The organism is Rhizobium sp. L51/94 (assembly GCF_019355555.1).
In the GTDB taxonomy this organism is placed as follows: Bacteria; Pseudomonadota; Alphaproteobacteria; order Rhizobiales; family Rhizobiaceae; genus Rhizobium; species Rhizobium rhododendri.
Genome location: NZ_CP072141.1, coordinates 899,537 through 918,729, shown reverse-complemented (window position 1 = coordinate 918,729; position 19,193 = coordinate 899,537). Strand labels below are relative to the sequence as shown.

At 60.4% G+C, this 19,193-nt stretch carries 15 protein-coding genes; 8 read left to right on the top strand and 7 right to left on the bottom strand.

Annotation, left to right across the window (positions count from 1 at the left end; genetic code table 11):
* Nucleotides 1–39: 39 nt before the first annotated feature.
* The gene (gene ggt, locus J5274_RS04395; protein ID WP_142830124.1) at nucleotides 40–1,629 is read left to right on the top strand and encodes a gamma-glutamyltransferase; all 1,590 of its coding nucleotides are present in this window, start codon (nucleotides 40–42) and stop codon (nucleotides 1,627–1,629) included.
* A gap of 74 nt (nucleotides 1,630–1,703) precedes the next feature.
* Here ggt and J5274_RS04390 read toward each other — a convergent pair whose 3' ends face one another.
* Entirely contained in the window at nucleotides 1,704–1,961 is a 258-nt protein-coding gene (locus J5274_RS04390) for a DUF2171 domain-containing protein (RefSeq protein ID WP_202617168.1), read from the bottom strand.
* 176 nt (nucleotides 1,962–2,137) lie between these two features.
* Between J5274_RS04390 and J5274_RS04385 the strand changes: the two genes are divergently transcribed.
* The 5 genes from J5274_RS04385 to J5274_RS04365 all read left to right on the top strand — a co-directional run bounded on the left by J5274_RS04385 (nucleotide 2,138) and on the right by J5274_RS04365 (nucleotide 11,488).
* Nucleotides 2,138–3,019 (top strand): hypothetical protein, encoded by an 882-nt coding sequence (locus J5274_RS04385; RefSeq protein ID WP_142830122.1) that lies wholly within the window; start codon nucleotides 2,138–2,140, stop codon nucleotides 3,017–3,019.
* Nucleotides 3,020–3,022: 3 nt separating this feature from the next.
* Nucleotides 3,023–3,793: a transporter substrate-binding domain-containing protein gene (locus J5274_RS04380; protein WP_142830120.1), complete on the top strand. Its 771-nt coding sequence runs from the start codon at nucleotides 3,023–3,025 to the stop codon at nucleotides 3,791–3,793.
* Between the two features lie 134 nt (nucleotides 3,794–3,927).
* The gene (locus tag J5274_RS04375) at nucleotides 3,928–5,259 is read left to right on the top strand and encodes an efflux RND transporter periplasmic adaptor subunit (protein WP_142830119.1); all 1,332 of its coding nucleotides are present in this window, start codon (nucleotides 3,928–3,930) and stop codon (nucleotides 5,257–5,259) included.
* Nucleotides 5,256–8,372 carry an efflux RND transporter permease subunit gene (locus J5274_RS04370; protein ID WP_219274768.1) on the top strand — a complete coding sequence of 1,039 codons (3,117 nt, stop codon included), beginning with the start codon at nucleotides 5,256–5,258 and terminating at the stop codon, nucleotides 8,370–8,372. The genes J5274_RS04375 and J5274_RS04370 overlap by 4 nt, the downstream gene beginning before the upstream one ends.
* Nucleotides 8,369–11,488: an efflux RND transporter permease subunit gene (locus tag J5274_RS04365; protein WP_143123048.1), complete on the top strand. Its 3,120-nt coding sequence runs from the start codon at nucleotides 8,369–8,371 to the stop codon at nucleotides 11,486–11,488. Before J5274_RS04370 ends, J5274_RS04365 begins: the two co-directional genes overlap by 4 nt.
* Here the strand turns inward: J5274_RS04365 and treZ are convergent.
* Complete coding sequence (treZ, locus tag J5274_RS04360; protein ID WP_142830254.1) at nucleotides 11,485–13,293, bottom strand: malto-oligosyltrehalose trehalohydrolase; 1,809 nt, start codon at nucleotides 13,291–13,293, stop codon at nucleotides 11,485–11,487. The two genes, J5274_RS04365 and treZ, sit on opposite strands and share 4 nt — an antisense overlap.
* Nucleotides 13,294–13,524: 231 nt before the next feature.
* Between treZ and J5274_RS04355 the strand changes: the two genes are divergently transcribed.
* Entirely contained in the window at nucleotides 13,525–13,701 is a 177-nt protein-coding gene (locus J5274_RS04355) for a hypothetical protein (RefSeq protein WP_153816483.1), read from the top strand.
* Nucleotides 13,702–14,092: 391 nt separating this feature from the next.
* The gene (locus J5274_RS04350) at nucleotides 14,093–14,860 is read left to right on the top strand and encodes an SDR family NAD(P)-dependent oxidoreductase (RefSeq protein WP_142830114.1); all 768 of its coding nucleotides are present in this window, start codon (nucleotides 14,093–14,095) and stop codon (nucleotides 14,858–14,860) included.
* A gap of 2 nt (nucleotides 14,861–14,862) precedes the next feature.
* On the opposite strand, the gene pncB is transcribed toward J5274_RS04350, so the two are convergent.
* The 5 genes from pncB to J5274_RS04325 all read right to left on the bottom strand — a co-directional run bounded on the left by pncB (nucleotide 14,863) and on the right by J5274_RS04325 (nucleotide 19,136).
* Nucleotides 14,863–16,167 carry a nicotinate phosphoribosyltransferase gene (gene pncB / locus J5274_RS04345; protein ID WP_142830112.1) on the bottom strand — a complete coding sequence of 435 codons (1,305 nt, stop codon included), beginning with the start codon at nucleotides 16,165–16,167 and terminating at the stop codon, nucleotides 14,863–14,865.
* Nucleotides 16,168–16,387: 220 nt separating this feature from the next.
* On the bottom strand, nucleotides 16,388–16,645 hold the full coding sequence (locus J5274_RS04340; protein ID WP_142830110.1) for a hypothetical protein: 258 nt from the start codon (nucleotides 16,643–16,645) through the stop codon (nucleotides 16,388–16,390).
* Between the two features lie 105 nt (nucleotides 16,646–16,750).
* Nucleotides 16,751–18,379, bottom strand: a complete 1,629-nt coding sequence (locus tag J5274_RS04335; RefSeq protein ID WP_142830108.1) for an ABC transporter ATP-binding protein — start codon at nucleotides 18,377–18,379, stop codon at nucleotides 16,751–16,753.
* Entirely contained in the window at nucleotides 18,376–18,876 is a 501-nt protein-coding gene (locus J5274_RS04330; RefSeq protein WP_224128621.1) for a type II toxin-antitoxin system VapC family toxin, read from the bottom strand. The genes J5274_RS04335 and J5274_RS04330 overlap by 4 nt, the downstream gene beginning before the upstream one ends.
* Nucleotides 18,876–19,136 (bottom strand): hypothetical protein, encoded by a 261-nt coding sequence (locus J5274_RS04325; RefSeq protein ID WP_143123049.1) that lies wholly within the window; start codon nucleotides 19,134–19,136, stop codon nucleotides 18,876–18,878. Before J5274_RS04325 ends, J5274_RS04330 begins: the two co-directional genes overlap by 1 nt.
* Between the last annotated feature and the right edge of the window lie 57 nt (nucleotides 19,137–19,193).

Below are 19,193 nucleotides of genomic sequence, written 5' to 3'. Positions count from 1 at the left end.
GATTTTCAGCAAACTGCCGTAAAGCATAAGGAAAACAGCATGCAATCCCGTGATTTCTTCAAGCCAGGCCGTTCGGTGGCAATTTCGGACCGGGGCATGGCGGCGACATCGCACCCGCAGGCAAGCCTTGCTGCCGTCGATATCCTGCGTGCCGGGGGCAGTGCCGTCGATGCCGCCGTGGCCGCTGTCGCACTGCAATCGGTCATCGATCCGCTGATGACGGGCATCGGTGGCGATTGCTTTGCGCTGTACTGCCCTGCGGGTGGAACACCTGTCGCCCTCAATGGATCCGGCCGTTCGCCACAGAAGGCAAACCTTGGCCATCTGCTTGAAAAGGGCCTGACAAGCATCCCCGATGACAGCCCGCATGCAGTGACAATTCCGGGGGCAGTCGATGCCTGGTGTCAGTTGATCGAGCGGTATGGTGCCTTCGGGTTGGATCGTGTGCTGGCACCGGCCATCGCGGCAGCAGAAGGCGGCTACGTCATCACCCCCCGGGTCGAACTGGACTGGACGCGCTATGCAGGCCGCGTTGCCAAATTTCCAGATTCAGCCGCTTATTTCCTGCGCAATGGCCGGGCGCCGCGAACCGGTGAGCGCATGGCCAATCCAGCGCTCGGCGCAACCCTTCGGGCGATCGCCAAGAGCGGTCGAGACGGATTTTACCGGGATGCCGTGGCGGAGGAGATCGCCACGCTGCTGCAATCGCTCGGCGGATTACATGAAGAAAGCGATTTTGCAAATTACAAGGCATTTGAGACCAAGCCGATTTCGGGCCAGTACCGTGGGCTCGATCTGCTGGAATGCCCGCCTAATGGCCAGGGATTGGCAGCACTGTTGATTACCCGCATCCTCGACGGCTTCGACCTGCGCGATCCTAAGCTGACGGAGGCCGACCGTATCCACCTGCTCGCTGAAGCGACCAAGGCAGGCTATGCTCGTCGCGATCAACTGATCAGCGACCCCGACCACCTGACATTCGATATCGACGAACTGCTGTCGGATCGTTCTGTAGATGCGATGCGCCGCGAGATCAGTCTCGATCGTGCGTCTGCCGCCTCCACGTGGGAAGGGCCGACCCACAAGGATACCGTCTACGTTTCGGTGGTAGACCGCGATGGCAATGCAGTTTCGCTGATCAACTCCGTCTTCTTCCCCTTCGGCAGCGGCATCTACGCCCCGCGCAGCGGCGTATTGCTGCAAAATCGCGGTGCCGGTTTCGTGCTGACGGAAGGCCACTCGAATGCCATCGGCCCAAACAAATTACCTTTCCATACCATTATCCCGGGCATGCTGATGGAAAGCGGACGGCCGCGCATGAGTTTCGGCGTGATGGGCGGCCAGTATCAGGCCTGCGGGCACGCGCATCTGCTGAGCCAGATTCTTGACCGAGATCTCGATCCGCAGCAGGCCAGCGACCAGCCGCGCAGCTTTTACTTCGGTGGCACCCTGTCGCTAGAGCCGACCATTTCGCCGGAGGTCAAGGCCGATCTCGATCGACGAGGGCACCTCACGGAGTGGGCCGACGAGCCGATCGGCGGCGCGCAAGCAATCCTCATCGACTATGAGCGCGGCATATTGCTCGGTGGTTCCGACCATCGCAAGGACGGCATCGCGCTCGGCTGCTGATCTGGCGCTAGAGTGTATAACTCACAAAAAAAGCCCCGCGTTTAGCGGGGCTCCGATTGTGAAGCTGTGAAGGATCAGGCCTGCTGGCCGCCTTCTTCTTCCTCGAATGTCACAGCGACATCGGCGTTTGCCGACAGGCGAACGCGTTCGCCTTCGACTTCGGCAACGAGGCTCAGGTCGATGAAGTGGTGATGGCCTTTGTGCGAACCTTCGCCGCTGTCCTTCTTGGTCAGCTTGATGCGGCTGCCGACGACATGGTCGACGGTGCCGACGTGGACGCCATCGGCGCCAATAACTTCTGCGTGTTCTTTTATTGTTGAAGCATTTATCATAACGTTCTCCTTGTAATAGAATTAAAACGCATCGATAGGCTTTTGGATGCGAGACGATAAAAATAAACTGAGAATCTCGAAGCTCTTTGTTCAGTCGGAGCTCAGGGGACCAACGAGACGATAGGCAAACGCATCCGGTTGCGGCGCACCGGCACTTTATTACTTAGGCAAAATTCATGACGTTTAAAGCCAAAGACCTTAGCGCTAACCAGCATTTTCTGACCGCAATCCTTCGCTGTGCCGACGAGCTTATTGCAATCTATCGTGAAAATCCACGCATTGCTTCTATTTTCGCTGCGCAGCAACGCTGGCTTCTTGCCCATGCGGGTTTCGCGCTTCATTACGGATACCCTGACGAGCCAGGATCGGGCCTCTATGCGGCGCGTTATGTCGATCTCGTGCTGAAGCACCAGATCTCCAGCCGCAACACCGCCGTCGCCTTTCTCCAGGAGATGCTGGCCTACCGGTTTCTGGCCGCTGTTCCAGACCGCGCAGACCGGCGGACACGACTGCTGGAGCCAACACCAACCGCTGTCGACTATCTCGGCCGATGGCTGCAGACGCACCTCTTCATCCTCGATAGTCTCGACGGTGGCTCGCGGATCGAACAGATGTTGGCCAATCCGGACGCAATTGCGGTCATGCAGCCGATGATTGCCAGGCAAATCATCAACAGCGATGCGGTCCGCAATCCCGGACCGAGTTTCGCGCTCTTCAACTGGGTCAACTCCGGTGGCGTGGTGATGGATTACCTGATCTCCCGTATACAGACGATGGAGGGAGATACGGACAAGATCCTGATCGGCCCCATTTCCATGCGCGATATCCACCAGCAGTTCATGATTTCAAATGCGCACCTCAAACGCCTTCTGAAACAGGCCGCCGGCATGGGAAGTGTCGGCTGGGCCGGCGCGCCCGGCAAGAGCAGCTTCTGGCTGTCTCGCAGTTTCGTGGCAGAATACTGGAATTATCAGGCCGAAAAATTTGCTGTGATAGACGCCGCCGCACAGGCGGCGCTGGAAGACCGGCAAGCGCCATCGCGCGTCATCAGGTCCTAGATTTTGACAGGCTCGAAAACATACGGCAGCGCCGACGATGCCGGAAGGCGCGAACTTCTTCCCACCGGCACCCTCAGGGCCGGCGTTGTAGCAGCACCTGCGCCATCGGCACTGTTCGTGACACTCGACGAGGCTAGCGGAATATATAAGGGTGTTACGGTGGATCTCGTTACCGAACTCGCCCGGCAGCTGGGCAGCCCGCTGGCGATCACCGGATTTGCAAACTCCGGTGACTGTACGCAAGCCCTCGAAGACGGCAGGATCGACGTGAGCTTCATGCCGGTGGATGCAGAGCGAAGCACGCGCGTGGCTTTCGGGCCGGCCTATTACATCCTGGAAAGCACCTATCTCGTCAGCCACGCCTCAGGCATCGTCGATTTGACCGGCGTCGATGACGACCGAGTGCGGGTCGTCGGCATTGCCAATACCACGACTATTCGCAGTGCGGCGCGCACCCTTTGTCATACGGCGCCCGTTGCCGTTTCGACGATTGCGGAGGCCGTCGAACGCCTACGATCGGGAAATGCCGATGCTTTGGCGTTGTCGCGGGATGCCTTCCAGACGCTTCTGCCGCTGCTCCCCGGCGCGCGCGTTCTCGATGGCGGCTTCCAGGCAACGGGCATCGCCATTGCTGTCGGCCGCGAGAAACCCATGGCTCTCTCGATTGTCAGCGAGTTCATGGAGAAAGCCAAGCGATCGGGACTGGTCCGCCGCGCACTCGATTCAGCCGGGTTTGCCAATGAGCCGGTCGCACCGGCGGTTGTCACGCCTTAAACTGCTGCGAGCACTGCTGTTTTGCCCGTCCACGTGGACAAAATTTAATTCCGCTACAAATTCCTTCTGCGCCCGCTGCACGATAAGGTCGTGACCGACGGCTCTTGTCTGGAATCGCGAAAGAAGGTGAATAAATGGCTCGGACTTCTCGGGTCTTGATATCGGTCGTAATCGTCGCCGCCATCGGCGTCGGAGCCTACGTCCTTCGCGACAGCTGGCTGGGACCGGCCGAGCGCATGCTTGGCGTGGGTCAAGCTGCAAACACCCAGCAGGCAAGCGGAACACGCGGTGGCGGGCGACGACGCGGGGCGGCGCAATCGACGGGCCCGACGGCAGTGCTGACAGCCGTGGCAAAGGCGACGGATGTGCCTGTCTACATCGACGGTGTCGGCTCGGTGAAACCGCTCAACACCGTCACTGTTCGGCCGCAGGTCAGCGGCGAGCTGGTAGAGATCCATTTCGAGGAAGGCCAGGACATCAAGAAGGGCGACGTGATCGCCCGTATCGACGATGCCGTCTACAAGGCCACGCTCGACCAGGCCGTTGGCAAGAAGGCCCAGGACCAGGCGCTGCTGCAAAGTGCCCAGAACGACTTCGAGCGCTACCAGCGGCTGCTTCAGTCGAACTCCGGTACGCAGCAGCAGGTCGATACGGCAAAATTTCAGGTTGCCCAGTACCAGGCGCAGGTGCAATCCGACCAGGCGGCCATCGAGAGCGCGCAGGCAACGCTCGACTATACGACCATCAAGGCACCGATCGACGGACGCACCGGTATCCGCAATGTCGACATCGGCAACATCGTCAGCTCGACCGATACGACCGGTATCGTGACGCTTTCCCAGATCCGGCCAATTTCCGTCGTCTTTTCCGTGCCGCAGCAGCAGCTGGCCAAGGTCAATGCCGCCAACGCAGCAGGCACTCTCAGCGTTCAGGCCCTTGCAGGCGGCGACCAGGCCGTTGTCGATACCGGCACGCTGGCAGTCGTCGACAACCAGGTCGACGTGACCACCGGCACGGTGAAGCTCAAAGCCAATTTCCCTAACGAAAAGCTGGCACTCTGGCCTGGTGCTTTCGTCAATGCACGCCTGCTGATCGAAACAATGAAAGGCGTGATCGTCGTGCCGACCGCAGCCGTCCAACGCGGTCCGAACGGAACCTTCGCCTATCTCCTCCAGCCCGACCAGACCGTGCTTATGAAACCGATCAGGGTCGGACAGCAGGACGATGTCCAGGCCGTGATCACCGACGGTATCGCCGCCGGCGACATCGTCGTGACGACAGGATTTGCAAGGCTGCAGACGGGCTCCAAGGTCGAGGTCTCCGATCCTTCGAAGCCGGCCGTCGATAAACCGGCGACAACAACCGGAGCCGATGGCAAGCCGCACCGGCATCACAACAGCGACGGCGGCGACAAGCCCGCAAACGATGGAGCGGCGCCGGCCAACCCGCCGGCAGCGACGCAATGAGCGTCTCCTCGCTCTTCATCAACCGCCCGATTGCGACATCCCTGCTGGCAGTAGCCGTACTGCTGGGAGGGTTGCTCGGCTACGCGCAGCTGCCGGTGGCGCCACTGCCGCAAGTCGATTTCCCGACGATCCGGGTGACGACGCAGCTTCCCGGCGCCGATCCGGATACAATGGCGTCGCTGGTGACGGCACCGCTCGAGCGACCGCTCGGCCAGATCCCCTCGCTTGCCTCGATGACCTCGTCCAGCGCCTTCGGCATAAGCCAGATCACCCTACAGTTCGACCTCGGCCGCGATATCGACGGTGCTGCGCAGGACGTGCAGGCTGCCATCAATGCCGCCGGGTCGACATTGCCGAAAACCCTTCCGTATCCGCCGACCTATTCCAAGGTGAACCCAGCGGACACGCCAATCATCACGCTGGCGCTACGTTCCTCCAGCTATTCGATCCGCGATCTCAGCGATTTCGCCGATACGATGATGGCCCAGAAGCTGAGCCAGGTCAGTGGCGTCGGCAATGTCACGATCCAGGGCGGCGTCAAGCCGGCGATCCGTATCCAGGCAAACCTGCCTCGCCTCGCCTCGTACGGGCTTGCGCTCGAGGACATCCGCAGCGCTATCGTCGCTGCCAGCGTTGCCGGTGCGAAGGGTGCGCTCGACGGCACGCACCAGTCCTTCACGCTTGCCGCGAACGACCAGATCGTCGATCCCGAGGCCTACAAATCGGTGATCGTCGCCTACCGCAACAACGCGCCCATCCTGCTGAAGGATATTGCCGATGTGGTGCAGGGCCTTGAGAACACGCGCGTCGGTGCCTGGTACCAGGGCAAGCCGGCGGTCATCATCGATGTCATGCGCCAACCCGGCGCAAACGTCATCAAGACAGTCGGCGATGTCCTCAAACAGCTACCGCAGTTGAAGGAAGCACTGCCGGCCGGCATTGCCCTCGATATCGTCAATGACCGAACGGAAACCATCCGCGCTTCGATCCACGATGTACAATGGACGCTGGCGCTCAGCGTCGGGCTGGTCATTCTCGTCGTGTTCGTTTTCCTGCGGACGATCACCGCCACCATCATCGCTGCTGTGGCGCTGCCGCTCTCGCTGATCGCCACTTTCGGCGTCATGTGGTTTGCCGGATTCAGTCTCGATAACCTGTCGCTGATGGCACTCACGATCGGCACCGGCTTCGTTGTCGACGACGCCATCGTCATGATCGAAAACATCGCCCGCCACATCGAGGAAGGTGACGACCCGATGCACGCGGCGCTGAAGGGCGCAGGCGAAATCAGCTTTACGATCATCTCTCTGACCTTCTCGCTGGTCGCGGTTTTCATTCCACTGCTGTTCATGACCGGGATCGTCGGGCGGATGTTTCGCGAGTTCGCGCTGACGCTGACAATTGCCGTCGTCGTGTCGGCAATCATCTCGCTGACGCTGACGCCGATGATGTGCGCCCGTATCCTGCGCAAGCCGGCAGAGGGTCGCCGCGGCATGCTCGCCGGCGCTGACCGGATGATGGACCGCCTGATTGGTGGCTATCGCCGGAGCCTCGTCTGGGCCATCGATCGCAGCCCGCTGATGCTGCTTCTGACCGTAATGACACTGGTTGCGACCATCGGCCTCTACATCTTCATTCCAAAGGGTTTCCTGCCGCCGCAGGATACTGGCCTCATTACCGCAGTCATTGAAACGGAGCCGACGACGTCCTTCGAATCCATGAAGCGGACGCAGGCGCTGGTGACGGAGCGGCTTCGTGGCGACAAGGACGTCACCGGCATCGTCTCGGTGGTCGGGGCCAGCGCCAACAACCTGACGCTCAACACCGGTACTCTCAGCCTTGTGCTCCGCCAGCGCAGCGATCGCACCTCGTCCTCGACAGAGATCATCGACCGGTTACGCAACGAGGTCGCCGGAATGCCGGGGGTTCATGTGACCTTCCAGAGCGTGCGGGACATCAGCATCAGCACCCGGTCGAGCCGTGCGCCGTACCAGTACACCTTGACTGGCACCGATACCGCTGTCGTCGTCGACTGGGCGCAGAAACTGGCGACCCAATTGCAGAAGGCGCCGACCCTGGTCGATGTCTCCTCCGAAGTTCAGACGGGCGGCGGACGCATCTTCGTCGATGTCGACCGGGAAACGGCGTCGCGCCTCGGTGTCTCGATGCAAGCGGTCAGCGACACGCTGAACGACGCCTTCGGACAGCGCCAGATTGCCACGATCTACGGGCAGTCGAACCAGTACCGCGTCATCGTCGAGGCGGCACCGCAGTTTCAGGCGGATCCGAAATCGCTCGACAAGCTCTATGTCGCCGGCACCGGCGATGTCCAGGTACCACTCAATGCCTTCTCGACCGCAACCTTCACCACTGCGCCGCTGGTCATCAGTCATGACGCGCAATTTCCTTCGGTGACGCTCAGCTTCGATTTGGCGCCAGGCGCGTCACTCAGCGATGCCGTCAGCGCGGTAACGGCAGCCGAAAGCGAAATCGGCATGCCGAACAGCATCCAGAGGGCTTATTCGGGGGATGCAGAGGAGTTTTCGTCATCGCTTGCCGGCGAGCCCTGGCTCATCCTGGCGGCGGTCCTGACCATCTACATCGTTCTTGGACTGCTCTATGAAAGTGCGATCCACCCGATCACCATCCTGTCCACCCTGCCGTCGGCCGGTGTCGGCGCGCTTCTGGCGCTGATGCTGTTCGGCCAGGACCTGTCGCTGATCGCATTGATCGGCATCGTGCTTTTGATGGGGATCGTCAAGAAGAACGCCATCATGATGATCGACTTCGCGTTGGAGGCAGAGCGCAGCGGCGGGCTGCCACCGCGCGAGGCGATCCTGCAAGCGTCGATCCTGCGTTTCCGGCCGATCATGATGACGACGCTGGCAGCTCTCTTCGGCGCGTTGCCACTGGCGCTGGCAACCGGCACGGGTTCGGAATTGCGCACCCCGCTCGGTATCAGTATCGTCGGCGGACTTGTGCTCAGCCAGTTGCTGACACTCTACACCACGCCAGTGATCTACCTCGCCTTCGAGCGGCTGCGCAGCCGCATCGTCGGCCGGCCGACGGGCACCCCGGCACCAGAGGCGAGCGGAGCGGGAGGCCGGGCATGAACATCTCCGAGCCGTTCATCAAGCGGCCTGTCGGCACGGTGCTCCTGTCGATCGGGCTGATGATCCTCGGCTTCGTCTCCTATTTCTTCCTGCCGGTCGCCAGTCTTCCGGCCGTCGATCTGCCCACCATCATCGTGTCGGCCAGCCGGCCGGGCGCCGATCCTGCCAGCATGGCGGCCAGCGTCGCGGCCCCCCTCGAACGGCATCTCGGCACGATTGCCGGCGTTACCGAACTGACGTCTGTGAGTTCGCTCGGCTCGACCAGCATTGCCATACAGTTCGATCTTTCCCGCAGCATCGATGGTGCCGGGCAGGATGTGCAGGCGGCACTCAACGCTGCTGCCATCGACCTCCCGGCTGACTTGCCGACACTGCCGTCGTTCCGCAAGGTCAATCCGGCCGCAGCACCTGTTCTCATCCTGGCAATGACCTCCGACAATCTGGCACCGAGTGCCGTTTACGATGCTGCCGACACGGTGGTGGTGCAGCAGATTTCACAGGTTGATGGCGTCGGTGAAGTGACCGCCAGCGGCGCCGACCAGCCAGCGGTGCGCGTCCGGCTTAACCCCGACCGGCTATCGGCCATCGGGCTTTCACTCGATGCAGTACGCACCGCCATCGTCAATGCCAATACGCTTGGACCCATCGGCTCTATCGACGGCAAGGATGCAGCCTTCGCCATCAGCATGAATGCACAGTTGAAGACGCCAGAGGCTTTCGGCCGCATCATCATCCGAAGCGGCGATGGCACGTCGGTTCGCCTGTCCGATATAGCCACCGTCGAGCCCGGCGTCCGCAACAGCCGCTCCGACGCCTGGTATAACGGCAAGCCTTCGGTGCTGCTCAATATCACCAGGCAGGCGGACGCCAACGTCATTTCAACCGTCGACGCGGTAAAGGCGCTGATCCCCGAACTGCAGAAAACCATTCCCGCCGGGATCAACATCGCAATTCTTTCCGACCGGACAACCACCATCAACGCCAGCGTCGATGACATGCAGTGGACGCTGCTCGCAACCGTGTTCCTCGTCATGGCGGTGGTCTTCGTATTCCTGCAACGGACGACGCCGACCCTGGCCGCCGGGGTGACCGTGCCGTTGTCGCTGGCCGGCACCTTTGCGCTGATGTGGGCCTGTGGGCTGTCGATCGACAACCTGTCGCTGATGGCGCTGGTTGTTTCCGTCGGCTTCGTGGTCGACGACGCCATCGTCATGATCGAGAACATCTACGCAAACCTCGAAAAAGGGATGCGGCCGATGGAGGCGGCAAAAGAAGGCGCGCGACAGATCGGCTTCACCGTCATTTCGATCAGCCTGTCGCTGCTGGCAGCCTTCATACCGCTGTTCTTCCTCGGCGGGATCATCGGTCGGTTCTTCCAGGCATTTTCGCTGACGCTCGGTTTTGCGATCGTCGTCTCGACCGTCGTCTCCCTGACCGTAACGCCGATGATCTGTGGCCACTGGCTGCTGGCTCACGACAACGAAGCGCCGCCGAATTTCTTCGCCCGCACAGTCGAAAGGACGCTGGACGCCGTTGTCGGCTTCTACGGACGGACCTTGAAGGCTGTTCTGCACCACCGCGCGATGGCTATTGTCGTCATTTTCGGCTGCGTCGCCATCACGGCGTTTCTGTATGTTAAAGTGCCGAAGGGCTTTATTCCGCAGGACGATACCGGCTTCATTCAGGGCGGCACCGAAGCCTCTACGGATATCTCCTATCCCGCCATGGTGCTGTTGCAGCAGAAGGCGGCAGCGATTGCCAGCGCCGATCCAGCCGTTTCCGGGGTTGGATCATCGGTTGGTGGTGGTGGCTTTTCCAGCTCGATCAACAGGGGGCAATTGCTGATTTCGCTGAAGCCTGCTGCGGAACGCGTTTCGACCGACGAGGTCATAGCCCGGTTACGAACGCAGCTGGCCAAGGTGCCAGGGCTCAGTACCTTCCTTTTCTCCCCCAGTGACATTCGCGTCGGCGCGCGGTCGTCACAATCGCAGTACCAGTTTACTCTCTGGGATTCCAATTACGACGAACTCGTTGCCTGGGCGCCGAAGGTGCTGGCGGCGCTGCAGGCAGAACCGGCGCTTGCGGATGTCGCCACCGACCGCCAGCCGAACGGGCTTCAGGCGACCGTCAACATCGACCGCAGCGAGGCGGCACGGCTTGGCGTCAGCATCCAGTCGATAGACAGCGCTCTCAACAATGCTTTTGCCCAGCGACAGATCTCGACGATTTATACTCAGCGCAACCAGTATCGCGTCGTGCTTGAAGCCGATCCGACCTATGCCCTTGATCCGGAAGCGATCACCAATCTCTACGTACCGGCTGCGGATGGCACCCAGGTACCCCTCAGCAGCGTTGCCAAGGTGCAGCGCACACTGGCGCCACTAGTTGTCAACCACCAGGGGCAGTTTCCAGCCGTCACCCTTTCCTACAACCTTGCGCCCGGGGGCACGCTACAGGCCGCCAACGACAGCGTGATACGCGCCGTCGCCGATCTGCACCTTCCGGATTCGCTGCATGCAGACTTTGCGGGCGATGCTGCAAGCGCCGCGCAATCGTCCGGTGGCCAGCCGCTCCTGCTGTTGGCCGCGTTGGTCGCCGTCTATATCGTGCTGGGGGTTTTGTACGAGAGCCTGGCGCATCCGCTGACCATCATCTCGACGCTGCCATCGGCAGGGCTTGGAGCCTTGCTGGCGCTGGAAATCAGCGGAACGGAGCTTAGCATCATTGCCTTTATCGGCATTGTGCTGCTGATCGGCATCGTCAAGAAAAACGGCATCATGCTGGTGGATTTTGCCCTTGAAGCAGAGCGCACGCGCGGTCTGTCATCGGAAGAAGCGATCTTCCAGGCCTGCCTGCAGCGGTTCAGGCCCATTCTGATGACGACGCTGGCTGCCATCATGGGTGCCGTGCCGTTGATCATCGCCACTGGGCCGGGCTCCGAACTTCGCCGCCCGCTCGGGATCACCATTGTCGGCGGCCTGGTGATCTCGCAGGTCCTGACGCTTTATACCACCCCGATCATCTACATCATGCTCGCCAAGCTGCACCGCCGCTGGTCTTTCCGGCGCCGGGCTAAGCCTGTCGATGTCAGGGATGGCGAGTCTTCCGAGGCCTAACCTATCGACCAGATGACCGACCAGGGCGAGAGGATACCATCGGCAAACTTGCCCTGGCTCCAGATGACCCGGCCTTGCAATGCCTCTCCGTGGTGCAGCTCGTCGGCACCGACGTTTGCGAGCAGCCGTAGCGAGGTGCCGTCGACGAGCGACCAGTTGACCGCCACCAGCTTGCCCTCGACGCTGTACCCGCCGCCGGCACTGACAATGCCCGGAAGGCGGGGAATGATTTCCTGACGCCTTACCTCAAGGAGGTCGCGGTAAAGGGCCAGCCGCGCGGCGCCCGCTTCTTTTTCCACATCCTGCCAGTCGAGTTTCGCAGACAGGAACGTTTCGCGCCGCGTCGGGTCCGGCACATCGGCAACGTCATCGTCGAAGCCGGGTAGCCGCGAGAGCTCCTCCCTTCGACCCTTCCGGACGATCTCGTTCAGTTCGTCGTTGAAGTCGCAGAAATACGGGAAGGGCTGCCTTGCGTCCCATTCCTCACCCATGAACAGCATCGGGATCTGCGGTGCCAAGAGGTAGATCGAGGCCATGGCTTCGATTGCCTCTGGCGACGCTGTCTCGTTGAGACGATCCCCGAAGGCACGATTGCCGATCTGATCATGGTTCTGGATGAAGGATATGAAGGCTGTCGGCGGCAGTGCTCCACTGGGCTGGCCTCGCGCCGCACCACGGTAGGGCATGTGCTCGCCTTGAAATACGAAGCCCTCGGCCAGTCCGCGTCCGATCTTGGCGGGATCGTCGGCGTAGTCTGCGTAGTAGCCAAAATCCTCGCCCGACGCCGCGACGTGCATCACGTGGTGCATGTCGTCATTCCACTGGGCGGTATAAAGCTCGGGCTTGCCATAGTTGTTGCGAAACAGCAGCGCGCTGTTGTTGTCCTCGTTCTCGACAATGAGGTGGATATGCCGTCCGGAGATTTCGCTGCGGATGCGTCGCGCCATTTCCTTCAGGAGATGCTCGCGGCTGTCGTCGACAATCGCGTGGACAGCATCGAAGCGAAGACCGTCGACGCGAAACTCCTGGAGCCAGTACAGAGCATTCTGGATGACGAATTCGCGGACGAACTGCGATCCCTCGCCATCGTAATTGATGCCCTGCCCCCAGGGCGATTTGTGTTTGTCGGTGAACAGCGGCGCATAGGACGGGAGATAGTTTCCGTCCGGGCCGAAGTGATTGTAGATCACGTCGAGAAAAACGCAGATGCCCCGCTCGTGAGCGGCGTCGATCAGCGCCTTGAGATCCTCCGGGCGTCCATAGCTGCCATGCGGCGCATAGGGAAGGACGCCGTCATAGCCCCAGCCCCGCTCGCCCGGAAAATCATTGACCGGCATGAGTTGAAGCGCGGTTATCCCGAGTGACTGCAGGTGGTCCAGCCGGTCGATGACCGCTCGAAATGTGCCTTCCTGCGTGAATGTGCCGACATGAAGTTCGTAGACAACAGCCTCTTCCCATGCCAACCCGGTCCACCCCGTTGACCTCCACACATAAGATTTGGGGTCGACCACCTCACTCGGGCCATGCGGGCCGTCAGGCTGAAACCGGGACGCGGGGTCAGGAACTTCCAGGCCATCCTCGAGAACGAACTTGTAAGCGGTGCCGTCCCCGGCGCCATCTATGTTGACGCTGAACCAGCCATCGACACCGGCAGCCATGGGGACCGGCGCCACATCGCCTATTCGTAGGGATACAGCCTGTTGGCGGGGCGCCCATAGACGGAAAAGCATGCCGCTGGCGGTAAAGACGGGGCCGAAATGGGCGAGGCTCACAGGCGTACTTTCTCTCAAGACATACAAACGCATCAGGAAGGTGTGGTCGCCTAACTGGCTGAGAACGAAATTTGTTCCGAGATCCAAGGCCAAGCCGCCCGCTCGCCGGGGGTGCCGGCAGCGCCTGCGCAAGAAGGAGGACAGGCACGAATGTTGATCCACCCAGGCGCAATGGAAAGAAGCGAACGAAAACAATGCCGCATAAACGGGAACCGATTAGCCGCTCAAACGGTTTGACGGGCATAACCTTACAAGGAGTACATCATGGTTCGTGGCAATATGGTTCGTGGCCGGTTCAAGGTCTTTGTTGCAGTGATTTTTGCCGTGGCCTGCATCGTCGCAGCTGGCTACGTATTTCTGGGTCATCCCGGAGACCCCAAGACAGACGTAAAGCCGCTCGATACGTCTTCGATCTCTTTGCCTGAAAAGGCAGTTGCCTAGCGAAAATTGATCGTCCCAAAACGAAAAAGCCTGCCGCGGGAGGAGGTGCGGCAGGCTTTCGAAAAGAACCGATCGACAACTGGGAGGAGGAGTGTTGCCGATCCTACGGAAAACCCTGGGAGGAGGAGTAGGCTTTCCGTACCATCGAAGCTCTGCGGGAGGAGGTGCATTGCTTCGATGAAAACGACTATACCGATATTTTGCTCAAAACCTAGGCAGAAATTCGCAGGGCAGCTATGCGCTATGCGCTTAGCGGTTGGCTCTCGTTGAGCTAACTCGCTTCATCCCCTTATGTGAACAATAAACGCTCTCCCGCGTCCGATTGCGTTGCCAAGCGAGGCGGGATCACTATCGTAGTGCTCTCGGAGATGTCGAATACTGGAGAGCAAGAATGGCGGGCAGGCTCAAGGACAAGGTTGCGATCATTTCAGGAGGCGCGACCGGCATGGGCGGAGCGTCCTCCCGGCTTTTTGCTGCAGAGGGCGCCAAGGTGGCGATCATCGACCGCAATGGCGATGCCGCAGCGGAAACGGTCGCGGATATCCGGCGACAGGGAGGCATCGCGGATCACTGGACCGCTGACGTCTCGCAGGAGGCAGAGGTTAACGCTGCCGTCGCGTCCGTGGAAAAAGCCTTCGGGCCGACGACGGTCCTTTTCAACCATGCCGGCACCATCGTCATCAAACCGTTTCTGGAAACGACGCTCGAGGACTGGGAATGGCTGCACGCCGTCAACGTCCGCTCGATGTTTCTGATGACGAAAGCCGTGATGCCGCAGATGCTCGCAGCCGGCGGCGGCTCCATCGTCTGCACCTCCTCGATTTCTGCCGTGGCAGCGACGCCTATGGAGGTGCTTTACGATACGACGAAGGGGGCTGTACACATGTTTGCACGAGCGATCGCCGTGGAGTTTCGCGACCGAAATATCCGCTGTAATGCTGTTTGCCCCGGTTTCATCCGCACGCCCCATGGCTTGAAGGAAGTTGCCGAATTGCAGGCCCTCGGCGTCGATGTCTCGGATGCGGCAATCGCTGCCCAGCAAGGCCGCATCGGCGAGCCCGAGGATGTCGCTCGGGCAGCGCTGTACCTTGCGAGCGACGACTCCAACTTTGTCAACGGCGCCCATCTCTTCGTCGACAACGGCTTTACAGCCATGTAGCTTCAGACGAGGACCGGCTGCTCGACCCTCTCCTCAGTTCCGAAGAATTTCAGGTATCTCTCGACTTCGGCCGGTTCGCCGGTCGCCTTTTGCGGATTGTCGGAGAGTTTGACGGCGGGGCGGCCATTGGCCTCGATCACCTTGCAGACGACAGAAATGGGCGCAAGGCCGCGGATCTCTGTCGGGGCGCAGCCGGCGAAGTCGTTTGTGAGGTTGGTGCCCCAGCCAAAGCCCATGCGTGCCCGTCCATCGAAATGGCGATAGGTGTCGATGATCGCATCGACATCCATGCCGTCTGAAAAGATCAGCAGCTTCTGGCGCGGATCGCGGCCCATCTTTTCCCACCAGGCAATGATCTTCTCGCCGCCTTCGATGGGAGGGGCGCTATCCGGACGGAAGCCGGTCCAGTCCGCCACCCATTCAGGGGCATCGCGAAGGAACGCGGCCGTGCCGAAGGCATCGGGAAGGACAATAAGAAGATTTCCGCCGTAGAGCCGGTTCCAGTCGCGCAGCACCTTGTAGGGCGCATTCGCCAGCTCCTGGTCGGTTTGCGCAAGTGCTGCCGCCACCATCGGCAATTCGTGGGCGTTCGTGCCAACGGCTTCCAGGTCCGAGTCCATAGCCAGAAGCACGTTGCTGGTGCCGGTGAAGGCCTGCCCCACACCTTCCTTCAACGCCTCGACACACCAACGCTGCCACAGGAAGCTGTGACGCCGCCGCGTCCCGAAGTCGGAAATCCGCAGGTTTGGCAACTCGCGCAGGCGCTCGACCTTGCCCCACATCTTGGCCTTGGCGCGCGCGTAGAGAACATCGAGCGTGAAGGGCCCGAGCGCCTTCATGGCTGCACGCGAGCGCAGTTCGTTGATGATAGCGAGTGCGGGGATTTCCCACATCGTCGTCTCTTTCCACGAACCGTGGAAATTCAGGACATATTGGCCGTCCTTTTTCGTCAGCTCGTACTCAGGAAGCTGAAAGTGCGATAGCCAGGTCAGAAATTCGGGCTCGAAGATCTGCGCGCGACCGTAGAACGAGTTACCGGCGAGCCAGATCATCTCTTTCTTGGAGAGGCGCAGGGTGCGCGCATGATCGAGCTGCTCACGCAGATCGTTCTCATCGATCTCGTCGGCGAGGCGCACTGTGCGGGTACGGTTGATGAGCGAAAACGTGGCGTCGACATCCGGATAAAGCTTCCAGATCATCTGCAGCATCAGCAACTTGTAGAAGTCCGTATCGATCAGGCTGCGGATGATCGGATCGAGTTTCCAGGCGTGATTGTAGACGCGGTTGGCGATATCCGTCTTGGTCATGCTGCTCGTCCCGTATCACTGCATGCTGCTTTGCACGTCCCCGCTGCAGGCCTAAAGCAAAGCAGGTGGGGGTCGCGGCTATTCTTATCAAAAAATGCTGCGGAAGAGTCCAGTCGCAGAACAAAGATTGATGCAAATTCGTGCCCTGCCGCTTTTTTCGCGTGCAGGGTTGCTGAAGTTTTGACCAACCGACCGTGCCAAGCTCCTGTTCGTAGCGCGGCTATGGTGCCGGTTTAGCCGGGGCGGTGGGTGACTGGGTCTCCGTTGTCGTTGTAGGAGATGCCTGTTCGGCCTTGTGGCTGCCCCAGATCTCGACGGGGATCCAGACGATGAAAGAGAGGACGAGAGCTGCCACGAGAACTGTCAGAACTCGGCGCCCGACGCGACCCTGCCGCGCCTTTGTGGCGGGAAGCCCGCCTTCGGGTACGCTTGAGCTTTCCGGCTCCTGCCAGCGGTTCTTTGGATCGATGGTTGCCATTCTCTCCTCCTTTGGTTGACGAAGCGCTGCCGCCCTGCGCTGCCGTTAACAACTCAGAACGGACGTTCCTGCCGAAGGTTCCACCCGTGCAAGGATCGGCCGGCCCTAGTGCTGCAAAGCTGGCGTCGGCACAGCCTCGATATCGAATGCAGCGGCGAGCAGCGCACGTGTATATTCGTGCTGCGGATTGCGGAATACATCTGCCGATGCGCCCTGCTCCACCACCTTGCCGAAGCGCATGACGATGAGATCGTTGGCCAGCGCCTTGACCACCTTCAGATCGTGGCTGATGAACAGGTAAGCCAAGTCGTGCTTGCGCTGGAGATCGCGCAGGAGATCGACCACCTGGGCCTGGACGCTCATATCGAGTGCCGATGTCGGTTCGTCCAGCATGACGAAGCGGGGCTTCAGCACCATGGCCCGGGCGATGGCGATGCGTTGCCGCTGGCCGCCGGAAAACTCGTGCGGGAAACGCCAGCGGGTTAGCGGGTCGAGACCGACCTCCTCCAACGCCCAGCAGACGCGCTGATCCCGTTCATCTGAGCTGAGGCCGCGCTCATGCACCTTCAATCCCTCGGCGATGATGTCGCCGACCGACATGCGCGGACTGAGCGAGCCATAGGGATCCTGGAAGACGACCTGCAACTGGTTGCGCAGCGGTCGCATCTCCGTGAAGGAATAGGCCTCGATATCACGACCGACGAAGCTGATACGACCCTTCGAGGAAATCAGCCGCGCCAGTGCGAGGCCGAGCGTCGTCTTGCCGGAACCGGACTCGCCGACGACGCCAAGCGTCTGGCCGGCGCGCAATGTCAGGTCGATGCCATCCACCGCCTTGACGTGATCGACGACCTTGCGCATCAGCCCTGACTTGATCGGAAACCAGACCCGGATATCCGACCCCTGCATGACCACCGGCTTGCTGGCATCCGCCAAAGGCGGCTCGCCGCGCGGCTCGGCTGCCAGAAGATGGCGCGTATAGTCATGCTGCGGGCGGCTGAAGACATCTTCGACACTCCCGGTTTCGACGATCTGCCCGTTGGTCATGACGCAGACCCGGTCGGCAAACTTTCGGACAATGCCCAGGTCATGGGTGATGAACAGCATCGACATGCCGTGCTGCCCCTTGAGATCGCGCAGCAGCTTTAGGATCTGGGCCTGGACGGTGACGTCGAGCGCCGTCGTCGGCTCGTCGGCGATCAGCAGTTCCGGCCGATTGGCGAGCGCCATGGCGATCATCACGCGCTGGCGCTGACCACCGGATAACTCATGAGGGTAGGCTTTCAGCCGCTTTTCGGCATCGCGAATGCCGACCTGATCGAGCAATTCGAGAATGCGGACGCGGGCGGCCTGCCCCGTCAGGCCCTGGTGAAGTGCCAGAACCTCGCCGATCTGCTTCTCGATCGAATGCAGCGGATTGAGCGACGTCATCGGCTCCTGGAAGATCATGGTGATATCGTTGCCACGCACAGAGCGCAGCTGGTTGTCCGATGCTTTCAGAAGATCCATGCCCTTGAACAGGATTTCTCCGGAAGGATGGCTGGCCGAAGGGTAAGGCAGCAATCGCAATATCGAATTGGCCGAGACCGACTTGCCGGAGCCCGATTCCCCGACCAGCGCCACCACCTCGCCCTTCCGGATATCAAAGGATATGCCATCGACAGCCGTCGTGGTTCGTCCGCCCTGATGGAAAGCGACGGAGAGATTGCGGACGGACAGGAGCGGTTCGGTCATGAGGCCAGGCTTTGCAGGAGGGATGTCAAGGTGGGTTCGTCCGGGCGGAGAATGTCGAGCAGCGGTGGAGCTTGGCCCAGTACGTTTTCGCTGCCAGGAAGTGCGTACTGACCCTTGATACCATGATCATTGGTGAGGATATGCGAACAGTTTGCTTCCATGGCCGTCGCAACATGGATCGCGTCCGGCAACTTCAGATAAGTGTTATGGGCGCGAAGAGAAGCAGCGGAGGTAAGAACGGTCCTTCGAACGGGGATTACCTCCATCCAAGGACTTGGTCTGATGAGTGCTTCATAGCGCAAGACTGCTTGAGGGTCGTTGTCTCTCATAGGCCGAACAAGAAGTTCGGACAATGTGAGCTCGCTGGTAGCAAAGCGCGCACCCGGCTGGCTATCGATATTGCCAAAAATCTCTGACAGCTTTTCACTGATTTCATCTTCAGCTTCGAAAGCTATGACGAAAATATTGGTATCCAGATAGATCGTCCCGAACGCCATCAATCATCCCACTCGTCGCGCAATGCGCGGATACGCGCGACGGCCTCTTCGGTCGTCACGGATGGCCTACCGAGCGCTTTATAACTTCTGATGGCTTCGACAACGTCTTTACCGGTCATCGGCTTTGTTTCGATGTGCAGAGCGGGAACGCGATCTTCAACCTCTATGACCACGCGGACAGTCCCTACCGGATTGAAGCCCTCTCGCAGATCTTCCGGCAGTTTCGATACAGGATAATGGTCACGCACGAGCTTGTTCATGGTTCAACCTTTCCATGCAGTGGACACAAGATCCTAACCCGATCGGAGCGTGATGAC

Coding starts and splice junctions, on each gene's coding strand:
- J5274_RS04350 (WP_142830114.1), top strand. CDS start 14,093: ATGGCGGGCAGGCTCAAGGACAAGGTTGCGATCATTTCAGGAGGCGCG.
- J5274_RS04355 (WP_153816483.1), top strand. CDS start 13,525: ATGGTTCGTGGCAATATGGTTCGTGGCCGGTTCAAGGTCTTTGTTGCA.
- J5274_RS04375 (WP_142830119.1), top strand. CDS start 3,928: ATGGCTCGGACTTCTCGGGTCTTGATATCGGTCGTAATCGTCGCCGCC.
- J5274_RS04335 (WP_142830108.1), bottom strand. CDS start 18,379: ATGACCGAACCGCTCCTGTCCGTCCGCAATCTCTCCGTCGCTTTCCAT.
- J5274_RS04370 (WP_219274768.1), top strand. CDS start 5,256: ATGAGCGTCTCCTCGCTCTTCATCAACCGCCCGATTGCGACATCCCTG.
- J5274_RS04325 (WP_143123049.1), bottom strand. CDS start 19,136: ATGAACAAGCTCGTGCGTGACCATTATCCTGTATCGAAACTGCCGGAA.
- pncB (WP_142830112.1), bottom strand. CDS start 16,167: ATGACCAAGACGGATATCGCCAACCGCGTCTACAATCACGCCTGGAAA.
- J5274_RS04330 (WP_224128621.1), bottom strand. CDS start 18,876: ATGGCGTTCGGGACGATCTATCTGGATACCAATATTTTCGTCATAGCT.
- J5274_RS04385 (WP_142830122.1), top strand. CDS start 2,138: ATGACGTTTAAAGCCAAAGACCTTAGCGCTAACCAGCATTTTCTGACC.
- J5274_RS04365 (WP_143123048.1), top strand. CDS start 8,369: ATGAACATCTCCGAGCCGTTCATCAAGCGGCCTGTCGGCACGGTGCTC.
- J5274_RS04340 (WP_142830110.1), bottom strand. CDS start 16,645: ATGGCAACCATCGATCCAAAGAACCGCTGGCAGGAGCCGGAAAGCTCA.
- ggt (WP_142830124.1), top strand. CDS start 40: ATGCAATCCCGTGATTTCTTCAAGCCAGGCCGTTCGGTGGCAATTTCG.
- J5274_RS04390 (WP_202617168.1), bottom strand. CDS start 1,961: ATGATAAATGCTTCAACAATAAAAGAACACGCAGAAGTTATTGGCGCC.
- treZ (WP_142830254.1), bottom strand. CDS start 13,293: ATGCGTTTGTATGTCTTGAGAGAAAGTACGCCTGTGAGCCTCGCCCAT.